Annotated in this window: 15 protein-coding genes; 5 read left to right on the top strand and 10 right to left on the bottom strand. The window is 61.9% G+C overall.

All coding sequences use genetic code 11. The annotated features are described in order from the left end of the window. Positions 1–4: 4 nt before the first annotated feature. The 3 genes from AC07XZ_RS21060 to AC07XZ_RS21070 are packed head-to-tail and all read right to left on the bottom strand — an operon-like array spanning position 5 to position 2,732. Positions 5–874: a rhomboid family intramembrane serine protease gene (locus AC07XZ_RS21060; protein WP_102687416.1), complete on the bottom strand. Its 870-nt coding sequence runs from the start codon at positions 872–874 to the stop codon at positions 5–7. After that, a complete protein-coding gene (locus tag AC07XZ_RS21065; protein WP_173892803.1) occupies positions 871–1,845 on the bottom strand; it encodes a metallophosphoesterase in 975 nt (324 codons plus the stop codon). Before AC07XZ_RS21065 ends, AC07XZ_RS21060 begins: the two co-directional genes overlap by 4 nt. Next, entirely contained in the window at positions 1,842–2,732 is an 891-nt protein-coding gene (locus AC07XZ_RS21070) for an NAD(+) kinase (protein WP_007956919.1), read from the bottom strand. Before AC07XZ_RS21070 ends, AC07XZ_RS21065 begins: the two co-directional genes overlap by 4 nt. A gap of 115 nt (positions 2,733–2,847) precedes the next feature. On the opposite strand from AC07XZ_RS21070, the gene AC07XZ_RS21075 reads away from it, so the two are divergent. Further along, complete coding sequence (locus AC07XZ_RS21075; protein ID WP_102687415.1) at positions 2,848–3,798, top strand: DUF1853 family protein; 951 nt, start codon at positions 2,848–2,850, stop codon at positions 3,796–3,798. On the opposite strand, the gene AC07XZ_RS21080 is transcribed toward AC07XZ_RS21075, so the two are convergent. Both AC07XZ_RS21080 and AC07XZ_RS21085 read right to left on the bottom strand, forming a co-directional pair. After that, entirely contained in the window at positions 3,795–5,078 is a 1,284-nt protein-coding gene (locus AC07XZ_RS21080; protein ID WP_102687414.1) for an arsenic transporter, read from the bottom strand. The two genes, AC07XZ_RS21075 and AC07XZ_RS21080, sit on opposite strands and share 4 nt — an antisense overlap. 169 nt (positions 5,079–5,247) lie before the next feature. Next, complete coding sequence (locus AC07XZ_RS21085; RefSeq protein WP_007956924.1) at positions 5,248–5,805, bottom strand: NADPH-dependent FMN reductase; 558 nt, start codon at positions 5,803–5,805, stop codon at positions 5,248–5,250. Positions 5,806–5,990: 185 nt separating this feature from the next. Between AC07XZ_RS21085 and AC07XZ_RS21090 the strand changes: the two genes are divergently transcribed. Further along, positions 5,991–6,227: a hypothetical protein gene (locus AC07XZ_RS21090; RefSeq protein WP_007956926.1), complete on the top strand. Its 237-nt coding sequence runs from the start codon at positions 5,991–5,993 to the stop codon at positions 6,225–6,227. Positions 6,228–6,312: 85 nt separating this feature from the next. Further along, complete coding sequence (locus AC07XZ_RS21095) at positions 6,313–7,206, top strand: LysR family transcriptional regulator (protein WP_102687413.1); 894 nt, start codon at positions 6,313–6,315, stop codon at positions 7,204–7,206. Here the strand turns inward: AC07XZ_RS21095 and AC07XZ_RS21100 are convergent. From AC07XZ_RS21100 to AC07XZ_RS21120, 5 genes are all read right to left on the bottom strand, one after another. Continuing rightward, the gene (locus AC07XZ_RS21100) at positions 7,172–7,786 is read right to left on the bottom strand and encodes a GNAT family N-acetyltransferase (RefSeq protein ID WP_102687412.1); all 615 of its coding nucleotides are present in this window, start codon (positions 7,784–7,786) and stop codon (positions 7,172–7,174) included. The two genes, AC07XZ_RS21095 and AC07XZ_RS21100, sit on opposite strands and share 35 nt — an antisense overlap. 14 nt (positions 7,787–7,800) lie before the next feature. After that, entirely contained in the window at positions 7,801–10,056 is a 2,256-nt protein-coding gene (locus AC07XZ_RS21105) for an Orn/Lys/Arg family decarboxylase (protein ID WP_085608958.1), read from the bottom strand. A 155-nt stretch (positions 10,057–10,211) separates the two neighbouring features. After that, on the bottom strand, positions 10,212–10,970 hold the full coding sequence (gene dnaQ / locus AC07XZ_RS21110) for a DNA polymerase III subunit epsilon (RefSeq protein ID WP_102687411.1): 759 nt from the start codon (positions 10,968–10,970) through the stop codon (positions 10,212–10,214). 83 nt (positions 10,971–11,053) lie between these two features. After that, positions 11,054–11,515: a ribonuclease HI gene (rnhA, locus tag AC07XZ_RS21115; protein ID WP_003224162.1), complete on the bottom strand. Its 462-nt coding sequence runs from the start codon at positions 11,513–11,515 to the stop codon at positions 11,054–11,056. A 91-nt stretch (positions 11,516–11,606) separates the two neighbouring features. Next, positions 11,607–12,365 carry a methyltransferase domain-containing protein gene (locus tag AC07XZ_RS21120; RefSeq protein WP_102687410.1) on the bottom strand — a complete coding sequence of 253 codons (759 nt, stop codon included), beginning with the start codon at positions 12,363–12,365 and terminating at the stop codon, positions 11,607–11,609. Between the two features lie 65 nt (positions 12,366–12,430). Between AC07XZ_RS21120 and gloB the strand changes: the two genes are divergently transcribed. Continuing rightward, complete coding sequence (gene gloB / locus AC07XZ_RS21125; RefSeq protein WP_102687440.1) at positions 12,431–13,198, top strand: hydroxyacylglutathione hydrolase; 768 nt, start codon at positions 12,431–12,433, stop codon at positions 13,196–13,198. A 99-nt stretch (positions 13,199–13,297) separates the two neighbouring features. After that, positions 13,298–14,776: a transglycosylase SLT domain-containing protein gene (locus AC07XZ_RS21130; protein ID WP_102687409.1), complete on the top strand. Its 1,479-nt coding sequence runs from the start codon at positions 13,298–13,300 to the stop codon at positions 14,774–14,776. Positions 14,777–14,916 lie beyond the last annotated feature (140 nt).

A 14,916-nucleotide genomic window follows, 5' to 3' on the forward strand; every position in this document is an offset into this window, starting at 1 on the left:
AAATTCAGGCGGCCAGTTTACGGCGGTTGTACAAACCGCCCAACAAACCGGTGAAGCATCCGATGAGTAACCCGCTGACGTGGGCAGCGTTGGCAATTTCGCCGAAGCCGATCATCGAGATCAGCCCGGACATGCACACCAGCAACCACACCAGCATCATTGCCAGCACGCCGCGCGGCAGGCGATAGGCCGGGTTCGGCGCCAGCAGCTGGAAGATCCAGCAGTGACCGAGCAATCCGTAAAGCACGCCGGACAGTCCGCCGAACAGGCTCGGGCCGCCCCACGCGAACTGCGCATAGTTGGAAACGAGGCCGAACAGCAGCGTCAGGCCGATCAGGTTGACGCTGCCCTGGCGCGACTCGATGCGCCGCCCCAGCTCCCAGTACCACATGCCGTTCATGGCCAGGTGCAGGATGCCGAAGTGGATCAGCATCGGCGTAAACAGGCGCCACCACTGCCCTGCCGCCAGGCTGTCGGCCAGCGGTGTGAAGTGGATGTAGTCGCCTACCACGCGGAAATCGAGGAAGGTCAGCCAACGCATGGTGTCGAGGTTATCGCCAAGGAAGGTCAACCCGCCGACGATCAGGCTCAGCAGCAGAATGAATCCGGTGGCTTTGGCATGTTTCAGTTGCTCGGCAAAGCTCGGGCGCTTGAACGTCGGCGCCACCGGGATTTCCAACTGCTGATCGGGGTCCCCCGCCGGGAAACGCTCGTACAGCGAACGTACGTCGTCGCTGATTTCCGAGGGCACCCACAACACCTGCTCGCCCGCCTCTTCACTGACGCGATGGGGCACTTGCATGCGTTGCAGCAGTTTGACGAACCCACTCAGGTCCGCCGCCAACGGCACACGCAAGACGGCTATGGCACTCATCGCAGCACCTCCGGCCGCTCGACGTCGACCCAGACAAATTTATGCGGATCGAGGCGGGTTTCCTGATCCAGACGATAGGCGACCAGTTTGCCGTAGAGCACCGCGCTGTAATCCAGGCACGCGAGGTTCGGCCGGATCGGCGCCGGTTTGCCGCTGCGCCAGTAGTGGCCGACGAACAGCAATGGCTCATCGATACCGTAGCGCAGCAGGGAATTCTTTTCGCTGGAGGTCAGCGGTTTTTGCGCCACCGGTTCCGGCAGTGCATCGGGCTGGAACACAATGTCGCCGTAGGTCTGCGGATCGTCTTCCCAGAACTTGGTGCGGAAGAACGAACGCACCAGGCCATCGCCGCTGGTCATGGTCAGGCCATCCGGCAGGCGCATGTCGGTGCCGCGCAGCAGGCGATCGAATACGGTGCAGGCGAAACTGCCTGGCACCGCCGACGCCTGGAGGAAGTGTTCATCGATGCAGCCATCGGGGAACAGCGCGCGCAGCGGCTCTATCAGGCCGGCATCCCAGCAGGCATGCACCACGCGGAAACGTCCGGCGTCGACGAACAGCGGCAGTTGGTAGAACCACTGCTGGAAGTCGTGCCAGTCGCCCGGATGGTCTTCGAACTGGGTCAGGGTTTCGTGCAGCAATCGGGCATGGCGCGGGGTGTGTTCACGCACGAACTGCTTGCCGCTGCCCGGAGGCGCCGGGGTGCTCCAGCCGAGGGCGTTGAACTCGTGGTTGCCCATGATGCACAACGCCTGACCGGCCTCGACCATGTCGTGGACGATGTGCAGCGCCTCGCGAATCCGCGGGCCGCGGTCGATGATGTCGCCGACAAACACGGCCATGCGCGACGGATGCCGCCAGACCCCGCCCTGCTTGTGGTAACCGAGACGGTCCAGCAAGTGTTCCAGGGTCAGGGCGCATCCGTGCACGTCACCAATCAGGTCATAACTGCGCGCGGGATCGAGCATCAGTCGCCTCCACCACCCAACTTGCTGCCCCAGCCGAGCTTGGTCCGGCAGACTTCGTAGTAGTTGTGGTCGAGCGGATGGATCAGCCGCAGCTTCTGCGCTTTCTTGCTGACGGTGATGGTGTCGCCCGGCGCGCAGGTGAAGTGGTTCTGCCCGTCGCAGGAGACCTGCGGGTAGATCTGCATATCTTTGGACACGACGATTTTCAGCTCACTGTTGCCATCGACCACGATCGGTCTGCCCGACAAGGTATGGGGGTACATCGGCACAATCACAATAGCGTCAAGCTTGGGATGCATGATCGGGCCGCCGGCGGACAGCGCGTATGCGGTAGAACCGGTCGGGGTCGACACGATCAGGCCGTCGGCCTTCTGGCTGCAGACGAACTGGCCGTCGATGTACAGCTCGAACTCGATCATCCGCGTCGATTTGCCCGGGTGCAGCACCACGTCGTTCAGCGCATCGCCCTGGCCGATGGCCTCGGCGTGACGACGGACTTCGGCCTGCAGCAGGAAGCGGTTTTCCACCAGATAATGGCCGTCGAGCACTTCGGCGACCTTGATTTCCAGTTCGTCGGGGCGGATGTCGGTGAGAAAGCCGAGGCTGCCACGGTTGATCCCGAGCACCGGAATATTGTGCTTGGCCAGGGCCCGCGCGGCGCCGAGCAGGCTGCCGTCACCGCCGACCACGATCACCATGTCGCAGACTTCGCCGAGCATCTTGCGTGACGAAGTTTGCAGGCCATGGCCCGGCAGGACTTCGGCGATGGTGTCTTCGAGAATCACGTGCAGGTGACGATCGAGCAGGAAGCGTTTCAGTCGGCGGACGGTATCCAGCACCTGGGAGCTGCCCAGGCGACCGATGATGCCGATATTACGAAATTGCTCCATGGGACTCCTGCGGGGGACTGAGACGGCGAAAAGCACGATTATGGGCGAAAGCGCCGGATAGACAAAATCCTTTCAGCCCCGAGGATGCACCGGTGTTTGAGGCTATGCTCGCAAGATGATCCTATTTCCCGATTTGCTTCAGCTGCCCCACCAGTTACGCCACCCCGAGGTGCGCGATCTGGCGTGGGTGATCCTCGCCCCGCCGATGCTCGCCGCCACCCCATGGCCGCAGCGCCATCCGCTGGCGGGCAGCGACTGGGTCGGCGACCCCGAGCGCCTGGAACACTGGTTGCGCCAGCTCGACCGCGACAGTTACGGCCTGCTGCACTGGCTGTCCCAGGCCCGCACCCGGCGCCTGGGCCTGTATTACGAGCGGTTGTGGCAATTTGCGGTGAAACACGCGCCAGGCATCGAACTGATCGCCGCCAACCTGCCGATCCGCCGTGAAGGTCACACCCTCGGCGAGCTGGACATGCTGCTGCGCGACCGCGACGGCGTGCATCACCTGGAACTGGCGATCAAGCTCTACCTCGGCCCGCAGAACGGCGACGGTCATGATCCGGCATCGTGGCTGGGGCCGGGTTGTCATGATCGGCTGGATCGCAAACTGGCGCATTTGAGCGAACATCAGTTGCCGATCTCCGCGCGCCCGGAAAGCCGCGAAGTGCTGGCGGCGCTGGATGTCAGGTCGTTCAGCGCGCAACTGTGGCTGGGCGGATACTTGCTGTATCCGTGGCCCGGTCAGTCCGTGCCGCCCAGCGGTGCCCACCCGCAGCATTTGCGTGGCAGCTGGCTGCATCAGAAAGACTGGCCGGCGTTTGTCGCGCAGCGCCCGGCCGGACGCTGGCAACCCCTGCCCCGCCACGCCTGGCTGGCGCCGGCGCACTACCCGGCGGACCAGACCTGGAGCAACGGCCATTTGCAGGCCTGGCTCGATGAACTCGAACCACTGGCCCCGGCGCAACTGATGGTGCGCCTGACCGAAAACGCCCGGGGCGAATGGGAAGAAGCCGAGCGGCTGTTTCTGGTGTCGGACCTGTGGCCGAACGTGCCGGGGCAGAATTAAACCGACAACCGCACCGCCAGTGCGGCCAGCGTCACCAGCAACACCGGCACCGTCAGTACGATCCCGACCTTGAAGTAATAACCCCAGCCGATCCGGATGTTCTTGCGCTCCAGCACATGCAGCCAGAGCAAGGTCGCGAGACTGCCGATCGGGGTGATTTTCGGCCCCAGGTCACTGCCGATCACGTTGGCGTAGATCATCGCCTCCTTCACCACACCGCTGGCCTGACTGGCATCGATCGACAGCAAGCCGACCAGCACCGTCGGCAGGTTGTTCATGATCGATGACAACAAGGCCGTCAGCACCCCGGTGCCCATCGCCGCACCCCATACGCCGTGAACGGCGAACACATCGAGCCACCCGGCCAGATAATCGGTGAGCCCGGCATTGCGCAGTCCGTAGACCACCAGGTACATGCCGAGCGAGAAAATCACGATCTGCCACGGCGCCTCTTTCATGACCTTGCGCGTGGAGATCTTGTGCCCGCGCGCGGCAATCGCCAGCAACAAGGCCGCGCACACCGCCGAGATCGCACTGATCGGAATGCCCAGCGGTTCCAGCGCGAAACAGCCAATCAACAGAATCAGCAACACCGCCCAACCGGCGTAGAACGTGGCCTTGTCGTGGATGGCGGTTTCCGGGTGTTCAAGCTGTTCCGGGTCGTAGCTCTTGGGAATATCACGGCGGAAGAACCACAGCAGCATGCCCAGCGTGGCCGCGACGCTGACGAAGTTGACCGGCACCATCACCGCCGCATAGCGGTTGAAACCGATGTGGAAAAAGTCGGCCGAGACGATGTTCACCAGGTTCGACACCACCAGCGGCAGGCTCGCGGTGTCGGCAATGAAGCCCGCGCCCATGACGAACGCCAAAGTCGCCGCCGGGGAAAAACGCAGGGCCAGCAGCATGGAAATCACGATTGGTGTGAGGATCAGCGCCGCGCCGTCATTGGCGAACAGCGCCGACACCAGTGCGCCGAGCAGCACCATGAAGGCAAACAGCTTGCGCCCGCTGCCCCGCCCCCAACGCGCCACGTGCAACGCCGCCCAAGCGAAAAAGCCGGCTTCGTCGAGCAGCAGACTGATGATGATCAGCGCCACGAACGTGCCGGTGGCGTTCCAGATGATTTGCCACACCAGCGGGATATCGCTCAGGTGCACCACACCAAAAATCAGCGCAATGATGGCGCCGAACGTTGCACTCCAGCCGACCCCGAGGCCTTTGGGTTGCCAGATCACCAGGGTAATGGTCAGCAGGAAAATCAGTGACGCAGCGAGCATTCGCGACAGCCTTCAGTCAGGTTAAGAAAACAAGCCACAACAAAAACCTGTGGGAGCGAACCTGCTCGCGATTGCGGTGTGTCATTCAACTGATATGCCAGCTGATACACCGCCTTCGCGAGCAGGTTCGCTCCCACAGGGTCGATATCTTGTCAGAAAATTCAGTGGATCACTTCTTGTGTTGCGCCACCCACTCACCAAACGCATTGATGAAACTTTGCAGGAACGGCTTCACCGACTCGTTCAGTTTGCCCGCCTCGTCGAACGCCGTGCCCGCGCCGCCCAGATAGGCTTCCGGCTGCTGCATGCAAGGCACGTTGAGGAAAACAAAAGACTGACGCAGATGCTGGTTGGCACCGAAACCGCCGATGGCACCCGGCGAAACGCTGATCACCGCCCCCGGTTTGCCGCTCCAGACACTCTTGCCATATGGCCGCGAACCGACATCGATCGCGTTCTTCAAAGGCGCCGGCACCGAGCGGTTGTACTCCGGGGTGACAAACAGCAGAGCGTCGGATGAACCCACTTTTTGCCGGAAAGTGCTGTAGGCTGCCGGCGGTGAATCGCCGTCGATGTCTTCGTTGTAGAGTGGCAGATCGCCAATTTCGACAATGTTCAGCTTGAGATTGGCCGGTGCCAGTTCCGCCAGCGCCAGGGCGACCTTGCGGTTGATGGACGCCTTGCGCAGGCTGCCGACCACTACTGCGACGTTATAGACATTGCTCATTGGAAGACTCTCGACTGTCCGTGGGAGGAGCCACTAGTTATAGATGATCCGGTGACGATTTCACCAGACGCCGAAGGTTATTTCCCGCGTCTGGATTATTTTTTTCCTGTAGGAAAACTTACCAAGCTCGATGAAGGTCTACCAAGCCGCAAATCAAGCGTTTTATCTCCAGAGGTTCTAAGCAGATGGCAGCAGTACTCGTCGGTCAGTTCCATGCAAGAGATGCGGAAGGCCGCGTTTATTCCGTGCATGAGTTCCAGGAATCCAACCCGTCGGCAGACGGTTTCACCGGCACGGAGCCCGTTACCACCTACAAACTGGCGATTGGCGACCGCGTCAACAAGATCGACGACAACGAGTTTCTGCTGGTTCAGTCGGGCATCACCCTGATCCGCGAACCCGAGCCATCGGTCGCTTCATAACCGATCGTTATGAGCAGAAGTCATCCGCGCCGAGTTGGGGTAGGATTCAGCCACTGACCCCAACGGCCGGACATGGACTTCACGCATGCGTTTACGTCATATCGAGGTGATTCAGGCGCTTTTGCAGACCGGTCACGTGGGCACCGCCGCCGAATGGCTGCAACTAGCGGCGCCCGAGGTCGAGGAGCGTTTGCGCGAAGCCGAGAGTCAACTCGGGTTCATGCTGTTCGCCAGCGTACGCGGACGACTTCAGCCAACCCCGGAGGCCCGGGCGCTGCAAGTCGAGATCGGCCACATCTATGAAGCGCTGGAGCCGGTGCGACGGCTGGCCAGCAGCCTCAAGCAATACCTCGCCCCACCCTTGCGGATCATCGGCACCCCGCCGCTGGCCCAGCAATTGCTGCCGCAAAGTCTCGCCGCCCTGCGCCGACGCCTGCCCGACGTGCCCTGCACCCTGCTCAGCGAACCGACCCGCGACATCGTCCGCCACCTGTTGCTGCGCGACAGCGATCTGGGCCTGAGCCTGCACGACCCACAACATCCCGACATTGATTGCCAGCCGCTGGCCCAAGGCAAATTGCAGTTGCTCGCGCCCCACGGCTGGCTGCAACCGAAGCAGAAGTACATTTCCCTGCAGGATCTGGCCGGTCAGGCGATGGTCGGCCTCGAAGGTCAGGACCCGTTGAGCCCGGCCCTGGAAAACAAGCTTCAGGCCCTGCGCCCGGCGCCGACCATCCAGACCCGGGTGCAGACCCACCAGATGATGCGCAGCATGGTCGAGGCCGGCGAAGGCCTGGCGATCGTCGACCCGTTCACCGCCCTCGGTGCACGGGCGGGCGGTCTCGATGTTTGCCCGCTGTCGCCGGCGGTACCAGTCAGCCTCTATGCCCTGACCTTCAAACACGCCACGCCGTCAGCGGCGATTCAGACGCTGCTCGGGATCGTCACGGAACAAGCCGAGGCGATGCTGGCGAACTGATCGGATGTTCCAGCGGGTTATCGAACAATCGATACCAGAACAACGCCACTTCGGCGGTGTTCGGATCGATGCCGCGATAGCGCAGGTGGTCGATGCCGCCGATCACATAGCCACAACGCTCATACAGACGGCAGGCGCCGAGGTTGTTGTTCTGGGTTTCCAGCATGATTCCCGGCAGCTTTTTCTTGCGGCTCCAGAACTGCGCCACGTCGAGCAAGGCCTTGGCCACACCATGGCGCCGCGCCGGGGCGTGCACCGCCAGTTCATCGATATGGGCGAAGCCGTTCCAGTTGGTGCTGATCACCAGATGACCGACCGGCTCGTCCTCCAGATACGCCATGAAGATCGCGCTGTCGGCGGCGTCGCGAAAACTGCTGAACTCCTCCGGATCGATGCCGTAGCACTTGCGATACGGCACGATGGCGGTCACGGCCCATTGCGCCACAGGCTTGCCGATTTCTGCCGCGCCGTAGGCGGCCACCTCGAAACTGAAATCGCTGCCCCAGATATATTCGGCGAAACCCTCGTCGGCGACCCGCACCGACAGCCCCGGGTATTTCGGATTCATGACCGGTTGCATACTCGGAAAAGCCCTCACTCCTTGACGCAATCGACGGTGTATTGCCGCCCATTGCCCTCATCTTCATGTTGCAGACCGTGCACATCGACCACGAAGCCCGGAAACGTTGCGTCGAACGTGCGGGCAAACCTGAGGTATTCGATGATCGAGCGCGTGGATTCGGTAAAGCGTTCGCCTGGCATGATCAGCGGAATCCCCGGCGGGTATGGCACCAGCATCACCGCCGCCACCCGACCTTCCAGCTCGTCGATCGGCACCGCCTCGACCTCGCCGCGCACCAGTTGGTCGTAAGCATGGGCCGGTTTCATGGCGATTTCCGGCAGCACGGTGTACATGCGTTTGAGGTGTTTGGCGGTGGCGTTGCTGCGATAGCAGGCGTGGAGCTGATCGCACAGATCGCGCAGGCCCATGCCGCGATAGCGCACAGGATCTTCCTGGGCGACGCACTTGAGGCAGGTATCGAGGCTGACGTTGGCGTCGTAGCTGCGCTTGAACTCCAGCAGTTCGGTCAACAGCGTGCTCCACTTGCCTTTGGTGATGCCCATGGAGAACAGCACCAGAAATGAATACAGGCCGGTTTTCTCCACCACCAGCCCGCGCTCCCAAAGGAAACGGCTGACCACTGCCGCAGGAATGCCCTTGTCGCTCAAAGCGCCCCCGGCGGTCAGGCCCGGCATGACCAAGGTGACCTTGATCGGGTCGAGCAGCACGTAGTCGTCGCTGACCTCGCCGAACCCGTGCCAGTCCGCATCCGGTTGCAGCAGCCAGTCCTCGGTCTGCACCCGGTCGATGCCTTCGACGCCCGGTGGCTGCCAGATCGAGAACCACCAATCGTCAGCGGCGATGTGCTGACGCAGATTGGCCAGCGCCCGGCGAAAACTCAGGGCTTCGTCGAAGGTTTCCTGTAGCAGCGAGCGGCCGGCCGGTCCTTCCATCATCGCCGACGCCACGTCCAGCGAGGCGATGATGCTGTACTGCGGCGACGTCGAAATGTGCATCATGAACGCTTCGTTGAACCGGTCGCGATCCAATTGCCGCGCGCCGCCGTCCTGCACATGAATCATCGAAGCCTGACTGAACGCCGCCAGCAGCTTGTGGGTGGAATGGGTGGTGAACACCAGCGGACTGTCCTCGCTGCGCGAGGTGGCCATGCCGTAACGGCCGGCAAAGAATTCGTGAAACGCCGCATAGGCGTACCAGGCTTCGTCGAAATGCAGGACTTCGACGCTGTTGCCCAGACTCTGCTTGATCAGCTCGGCGTTGTAACAGAGGCCGTCGTAGGTCGAGTTGGTGATCACCGCCAGTTTGACTTTCGGCTCGCGGCCCTTGGTCAGCGGGCTGGCATCGATCTTGGCCTGAATCGATTCGCGACTGAATTCACTGAGCGGAATCGGACCAATGATCCCCAGCTCATTGCGCTCCGGGCACAGGTACAGTGGAATCGCGCCGGTCATGATGATCGCGTGCAACACCGACTTGTGACAGTTGCGATCCACCAGCACCAGATCATCGCGCCCGACCATCGAATGCCAGACGATCTTGTTGGCGGTCGAGGTGCCATTGATCACGAAAAAGGTGTGATCGGCGCCGAAATTGCGCGCGGCTCGCGCTTCCGCCTCGGCGAGTGGCCCGGTGTGGTCGAGCAAGGAACCCAGCTCCGGCACCGACACCGATAAATCGGAGCGCAGGGTGTTTTCCCCGAAGAACTGGTGAAACGCCTGCCCCACCGGACTCTTGTGATACGCCACACCACCGCCATGACCGGGGGTGTGCCAGGAATAATTGGAGTCGGCGGTGTGCTGCACCAGCGCCTTGAAGAATGGCGGCAACAGGCCGTCCAGGTATTTGCGTGCGGCCCGCGCCACTTGCCGGGCGAGAAACGGCACGGTGTCTTCGAACAGGTAGAGAATGCCGCGCAACTGGTTGAGCTCGGCCATGGCATCGGCCGGGGCGTTTTCCAGGGTGACTTGCTCGCCAAGGGCAAAGATCGGCAGATCCGGCGCCCGCACCCGGGCCAGACCGATCAGTTCGGCCATGTTCTGCAACAGGTGGGAGTTGGTGCTGGCGTCTTCGGCGGCGATCAGCATGCACGCCAGACCATGGTGGGTTGACGCCACCAGCCGGCCTTCGGTGTAGTCCGTGGCCGAAACGATACTGAAACCTTCCAGCTCCAGCTCTCGGGCGATTCCGCGGATGCGGTCACCGGCAACCGTGTCGGCCTTGATGTCGCGGTGGACGATCAATACCGGGAACTTCAGATCTTTGTACATGGGGCTCAGTGTCCTGAGGCGGCGGAGAGTGATCTGCCAATGTCCTCAGGGTAGAGGGTCGGAGCCGATGTGGCGAGGGTGGCCAGTTGTCAGTACTGCCAAAAACAAAGGATCGTCCGGACACGGCTTGAGTGTCCGGACGATCCTTTTTTGTCTTACGCCTGGGCTTCGGCTTCCAGCAGCTGGGTCCACAGCGCCGGGGCGCCGGCCGACTTGGCGATGATTTCCAGACGCACCTGGTGTTCGGCCAGCTCGGCCTCGGTAGCGCGAATGATTCGCCCCGGCTGACGATCTGCCGGCAGACGACGGATTTCGGTGGCGGAGTTGTCCGCACCATTGCCGGTTCCGTTGCCATCGGAGGCGTTGCCGGCCAGGGACAGGCTGGTCTGGCCACCGGTCATGGTCAGGTAGACGTCGGCGAGAATCTCCGAGTCGAGCAATGCGCCGTGCAGCTCACGGCCGGAGTTGTCGACGCCGTAGCGTTTGCACAAGGCATCGAGGCTATTGCGCTGACCCGGGTGACGTTCCCGGGCCATCATCAGGGTGTCGAGGATCGTGCAGTGCTGCGTGATGTCCGCGCGATCCTGCTGGCCCATCAGGGCGAATTCGTTGTTGATGAAGCCAACGTCGAACGCCGCGTTATGGATGATCAGCTGCGCGCCGTTGATGAACTCGAAAAACTCGTCGGCCACTTCGGCGAAACGCGGCTTGCCGACCAGGAATTCGTTGGTGATGCCGTGAACGGCAATCGCGCCTTCATCACTCTCGCGATCCGGTTGCAGGTAAACGTGAAAGTGCCGACCCGTCAGGCGTCGACCGATCAGCTCGACACAACCGATTTCGATAATCCGGTGGCCGTCGGTCACCGGCATGCCGGTGGTTTCGGTATCGAGTACAACGGATCTGGTGGCCATCAGTGTTCAGCTCTCAACGGGGGTCAATCGTGCAAAAGCGGCGATGTTAACACGCTCGCCGGGAGTGTTTCAGTGGGAAGGATTCAGCTCTGCTTGTAACCGCGAACCTCATCCACCCCACGGTTGGCCAACTGGTCGGCGCGTTCGTTGCCGTGGTGGCCGATGTGACCGCGGACCCATTTCCAGGTGACCTTGTGGCGGTTGACCTGCTCGTCGAGCTCTTTCCACAGGTCGGCGTTTTTCACTGGCTCCTTGGCGGCGGTTTTCCAGCCGCGCTTTTTCCAGTTGGCCATCCACTCGTTGATGCCTTTCATCACATATTGCGAGTCGGTCACCAGCAGCACTTCGCACGGACGCTTGAGGGCTTCCAGGCCGCGAATTGCGCCAAGCAGCTCCATGCGGTTGTTGGTGGTGTTGGCTTCGCCGCCCCACAGTTCCTTTTCAACGCCCTTGCACACCAACAGGGCGCCCCAGCCGCCCGGGCCGGGGTTGCCCTTGCAGGCGCCGTCAGTGAACAGTTCTACGCTATCGACGCTTTCGCTCATGCCAGTCTTTCCAGAAAAATACGTGGCCTCGCCGATCACGGATCGACAATGGCCGAGGCCGGGATACACCCGGCCATAAATAAAAGAAGGTTTACGGTTCGACGCGCCGGCGGTTGACCTTGGCCATCGGCAGCGGAATCAGCTTGCCCATCGGCTCGCGGCGTTCCTGACGCACCGGACGCAGGCCGACCACGATCTTGCGCGCAACCAGCAGATAGAAGCCGCCGCCCGACAGTTGCCAGTCGCCAGCCTTGCGTTCCCAGCCGGCCAGACGGGCCTGCCACTTGGGTGACGCGAGCGGCGGACGATAGCACCCGAAGCGGCGTTTCTCCAGCGCGAAGCCCAGCAGGTTGAGCCAGTCCGCCACCCGTGACGGCGAGATGCAGCGCGCCTGACGCAAAGCGTCATGGGCGAATACATGGCGCAGCCCCCAGGTACTCCAGGGGTTGATGCCGACGATCAGCAGATGCCCGCCGGGGCGCACGCTGCTGGCCGCTTCGCGCAAAAGTCCGTGGGGCGACAGGCAGAAATCCAGGCCGTGCTGCAACACCACCACGTCGGCGGCGTGCTCGCTCAACGGCCAGGCCTGTTCTTCGCAGACGATCTCCACGCCCGGCAACGGCGCGCCAAGCCGCACGTTGCGCTGCACCTGCGGCGCCGACGGCGGTGTTTCGGCGGACGGGCCGTAATGCACCAGATAGCCGCCGAAGAACCGGCCCAGCTCGTCTTCGAGCATGCGCCGTTCTTCGTCCAGCAGAAATTGCCCGAGGGGGCCGGACAGCCATTCACGGGCTGCACCGATCAGCGCGAGCCAGTCAGGATCGGCCTGAGCGAACGCTTTATCGATCATTGCATTCTCCAACACGCCAGGAACCTCTAAGATGCGCCAATGTTACCCGCTTGGCGAATTCGACGATGATACAGATCAGTGCCCTGCCCGCCTTCACCGACAACTACATCTGGTTGTTACAGGATCATGCCACCCAGCGTTGCGCAGTGGTCGATCCGGGGGATGCCGCCCCCGTGCAGGCGTGGCTCGACGCGCATCCGGGCTGGGTGCTCGGCGACATCCTCATCACGCACCATCACCACGACCATGTCGGCGGCGTCGAGACGCTGAAAAAAGCCACCGGCGCCACGGTCTACGGACCGGCCAGCGAAAGCATCCCGGGGCGTGACGTGGCCCTCAAGGACAACGACACGGTGCGCGTGCTTGGCTGGGACTTCGACGTCTACGGCGTGCCTGGCCACACCCTGGGACACATCGCCTACTACCATCATGGCCTGCTGTTCTGTGGCGACACCCTGTTCGCTGCCGGCTGCGGCCGCCTGTTCGAAGGCACGCCGCAACAGATGCACCAGTCGTTGAGCCGTCTGGCGGCGCTGCCGGAAGACACGCTGGTCTACTGCACCCACGAATACACCCTGAGCAACCTGAAATTTGCCGCCGCCGTGGAGCCGGGCAACCGGGACATCGCCGCCCGTCTGGAAAAAGTCAGCCAGCAACGTGACAACGGTGTGATGACCCTGCCCTCGACTCTCGCGCTGGAAAAGCTCACAAACCCCTTTTTGCGCACCGGTGAAATATTAGTTACACAAAAAGTGGACGAACGGAACGGACCTCAAAACCGGGCGCCGAGTGAGGTTTTTGCGGCTCTGCGGGCATGGAAAGATACGTTCTAAGTAGCTCCCTGCCTGGTACAAAAATTCTGAATGGTTGACCGCAGGGGGTGCGCTTTCTAGAATCGCCCGACATTTTTGCCCGGAACTTACTTCCAGCCAATGTCGTCATCCATACGTAAGTCCGTCAATTCAGATGCTTTGACCCGCCTGGCGCAAGCCATCGCGGTGGCTGTGTCCGCCACACTGGCGGGCTGTTCCAGCCATGCTCCGCAGACTGAAGCGACACATACGCCGAACATTGCTGCGCGAGCCAAGCAGAAGCCTATCTGGTTGTCCGAAAAGCCCAGCCCGCAGGTGCCTCAGGACATCTGGGAGCGCATGCGCAGTGGTTTCCAGCTGCAGGAAGGTCTGGGCGTGAACCCGCGCATCGAGCAACAGCGCCTGTGGTTCGCCAGTAACCCTTCCTTCCTCGAGAACGCCGGCGAACGCGGCAGCCTCTACATTCATTACATCGTCGAGCGCCTCGAAGAACGCAACATGCCGCTGGAGCTGGCGCTGCTGCCGGTCATCGAAAGCGCCTACAACCCGATGGCCTATTCCCGGGCCGACGCGGTGGGCCTCTGGCAGTTCATCCCGTCCACCGGGCGCTACTTCAACCTGCGCCAGACCCGTTTCTACGATGGCCGTCGCGACATCACCGCGTCGACCACGGCAGCGATGGACTACCTGACCCGCCTGCACGACATGTTCAACGGTGACTGGCTGCTGGCCCTGGCCGCGTACAACGCCGGTGAAGGCACGGTCAGCCGCGCTATCGAGCGCAACGAAAAGCTCGGCCTGCCGACCGACTACTGGAACCTGCCTCTGCCGGCGGAAACCCAGGCTTACGTGCCGAAACTGCTGGCGCTCTCGCAAGTGGTACTAACGCCTGAAGCTTATGGCGTAAACCTCAACCCGATCGCCAACGAACCGTATTTCCAGGTCGTCGAAATCAACCAGCGCATGGACCTGTCCAAGGTCGCAGCGGTGGCCAACATCGACGAAGACGAGCTGTTCCAGCTCAACCCGGCGTTCAAGCAGCGCACCACCATCGACGGCCCGCAGCACCTGCTGGTGCCGACCTCGAAGGCGCAACTGCTGACCGCCAGCCTGCAGACCATGCGTCCTGAAGAGCTGATCAGCCCGCGTTCGCTGAAACCGGTGTTCGAAGGCGCCGATCCGAGCGAGATCGCACAGGCCAAGCGCGCTTATCGGGTCAAGCGTGGCGACAACCTCGGTTCCATCGCCAAGGCCAACAAGGTCGAGGTCAAGGACCTGCAACGCTGGAACAAGCTGACCGGCAAGAACCTCAAGGTCGGCCAGACCCTGGTCATGCGCGACACTACCCAGCGCACGCCTACCCGCAAGAGTGGCGGACGCATCAATACGGTCGTCGCTGCCAACAGCAAGACCAGCAGCAAAGCTAAAGCCCAGGACGACAGCAAGCAGCAGACCCAATACAAGGTCAAACGTGGCGACACGCTGTACGTCGTGGCCAAGCGCTTCAACGTCGAGATGCAACATCTCAAGCGCTGGAATCCGGGCGCCGGCAAGGCGCTCAAGCCTGGGCAGATGCTCACGGTCTACCAGCCGCACTGACAAAGAGCCCCTGAATTTCAGGGGCTTTTTTTCGCCTGTCATTTTTTTGATATTTCCATAGATCGGCGCAGACAGCCCCCACAATTAACCGCGCATTAAGCACCTGTCTTTTTCCTGTCCATACAAGCTGTTACTGTACG

This window comes from Pseudomonas sp. GW458-11-26-14-LB4 (genome assembly GCF_059423925.1).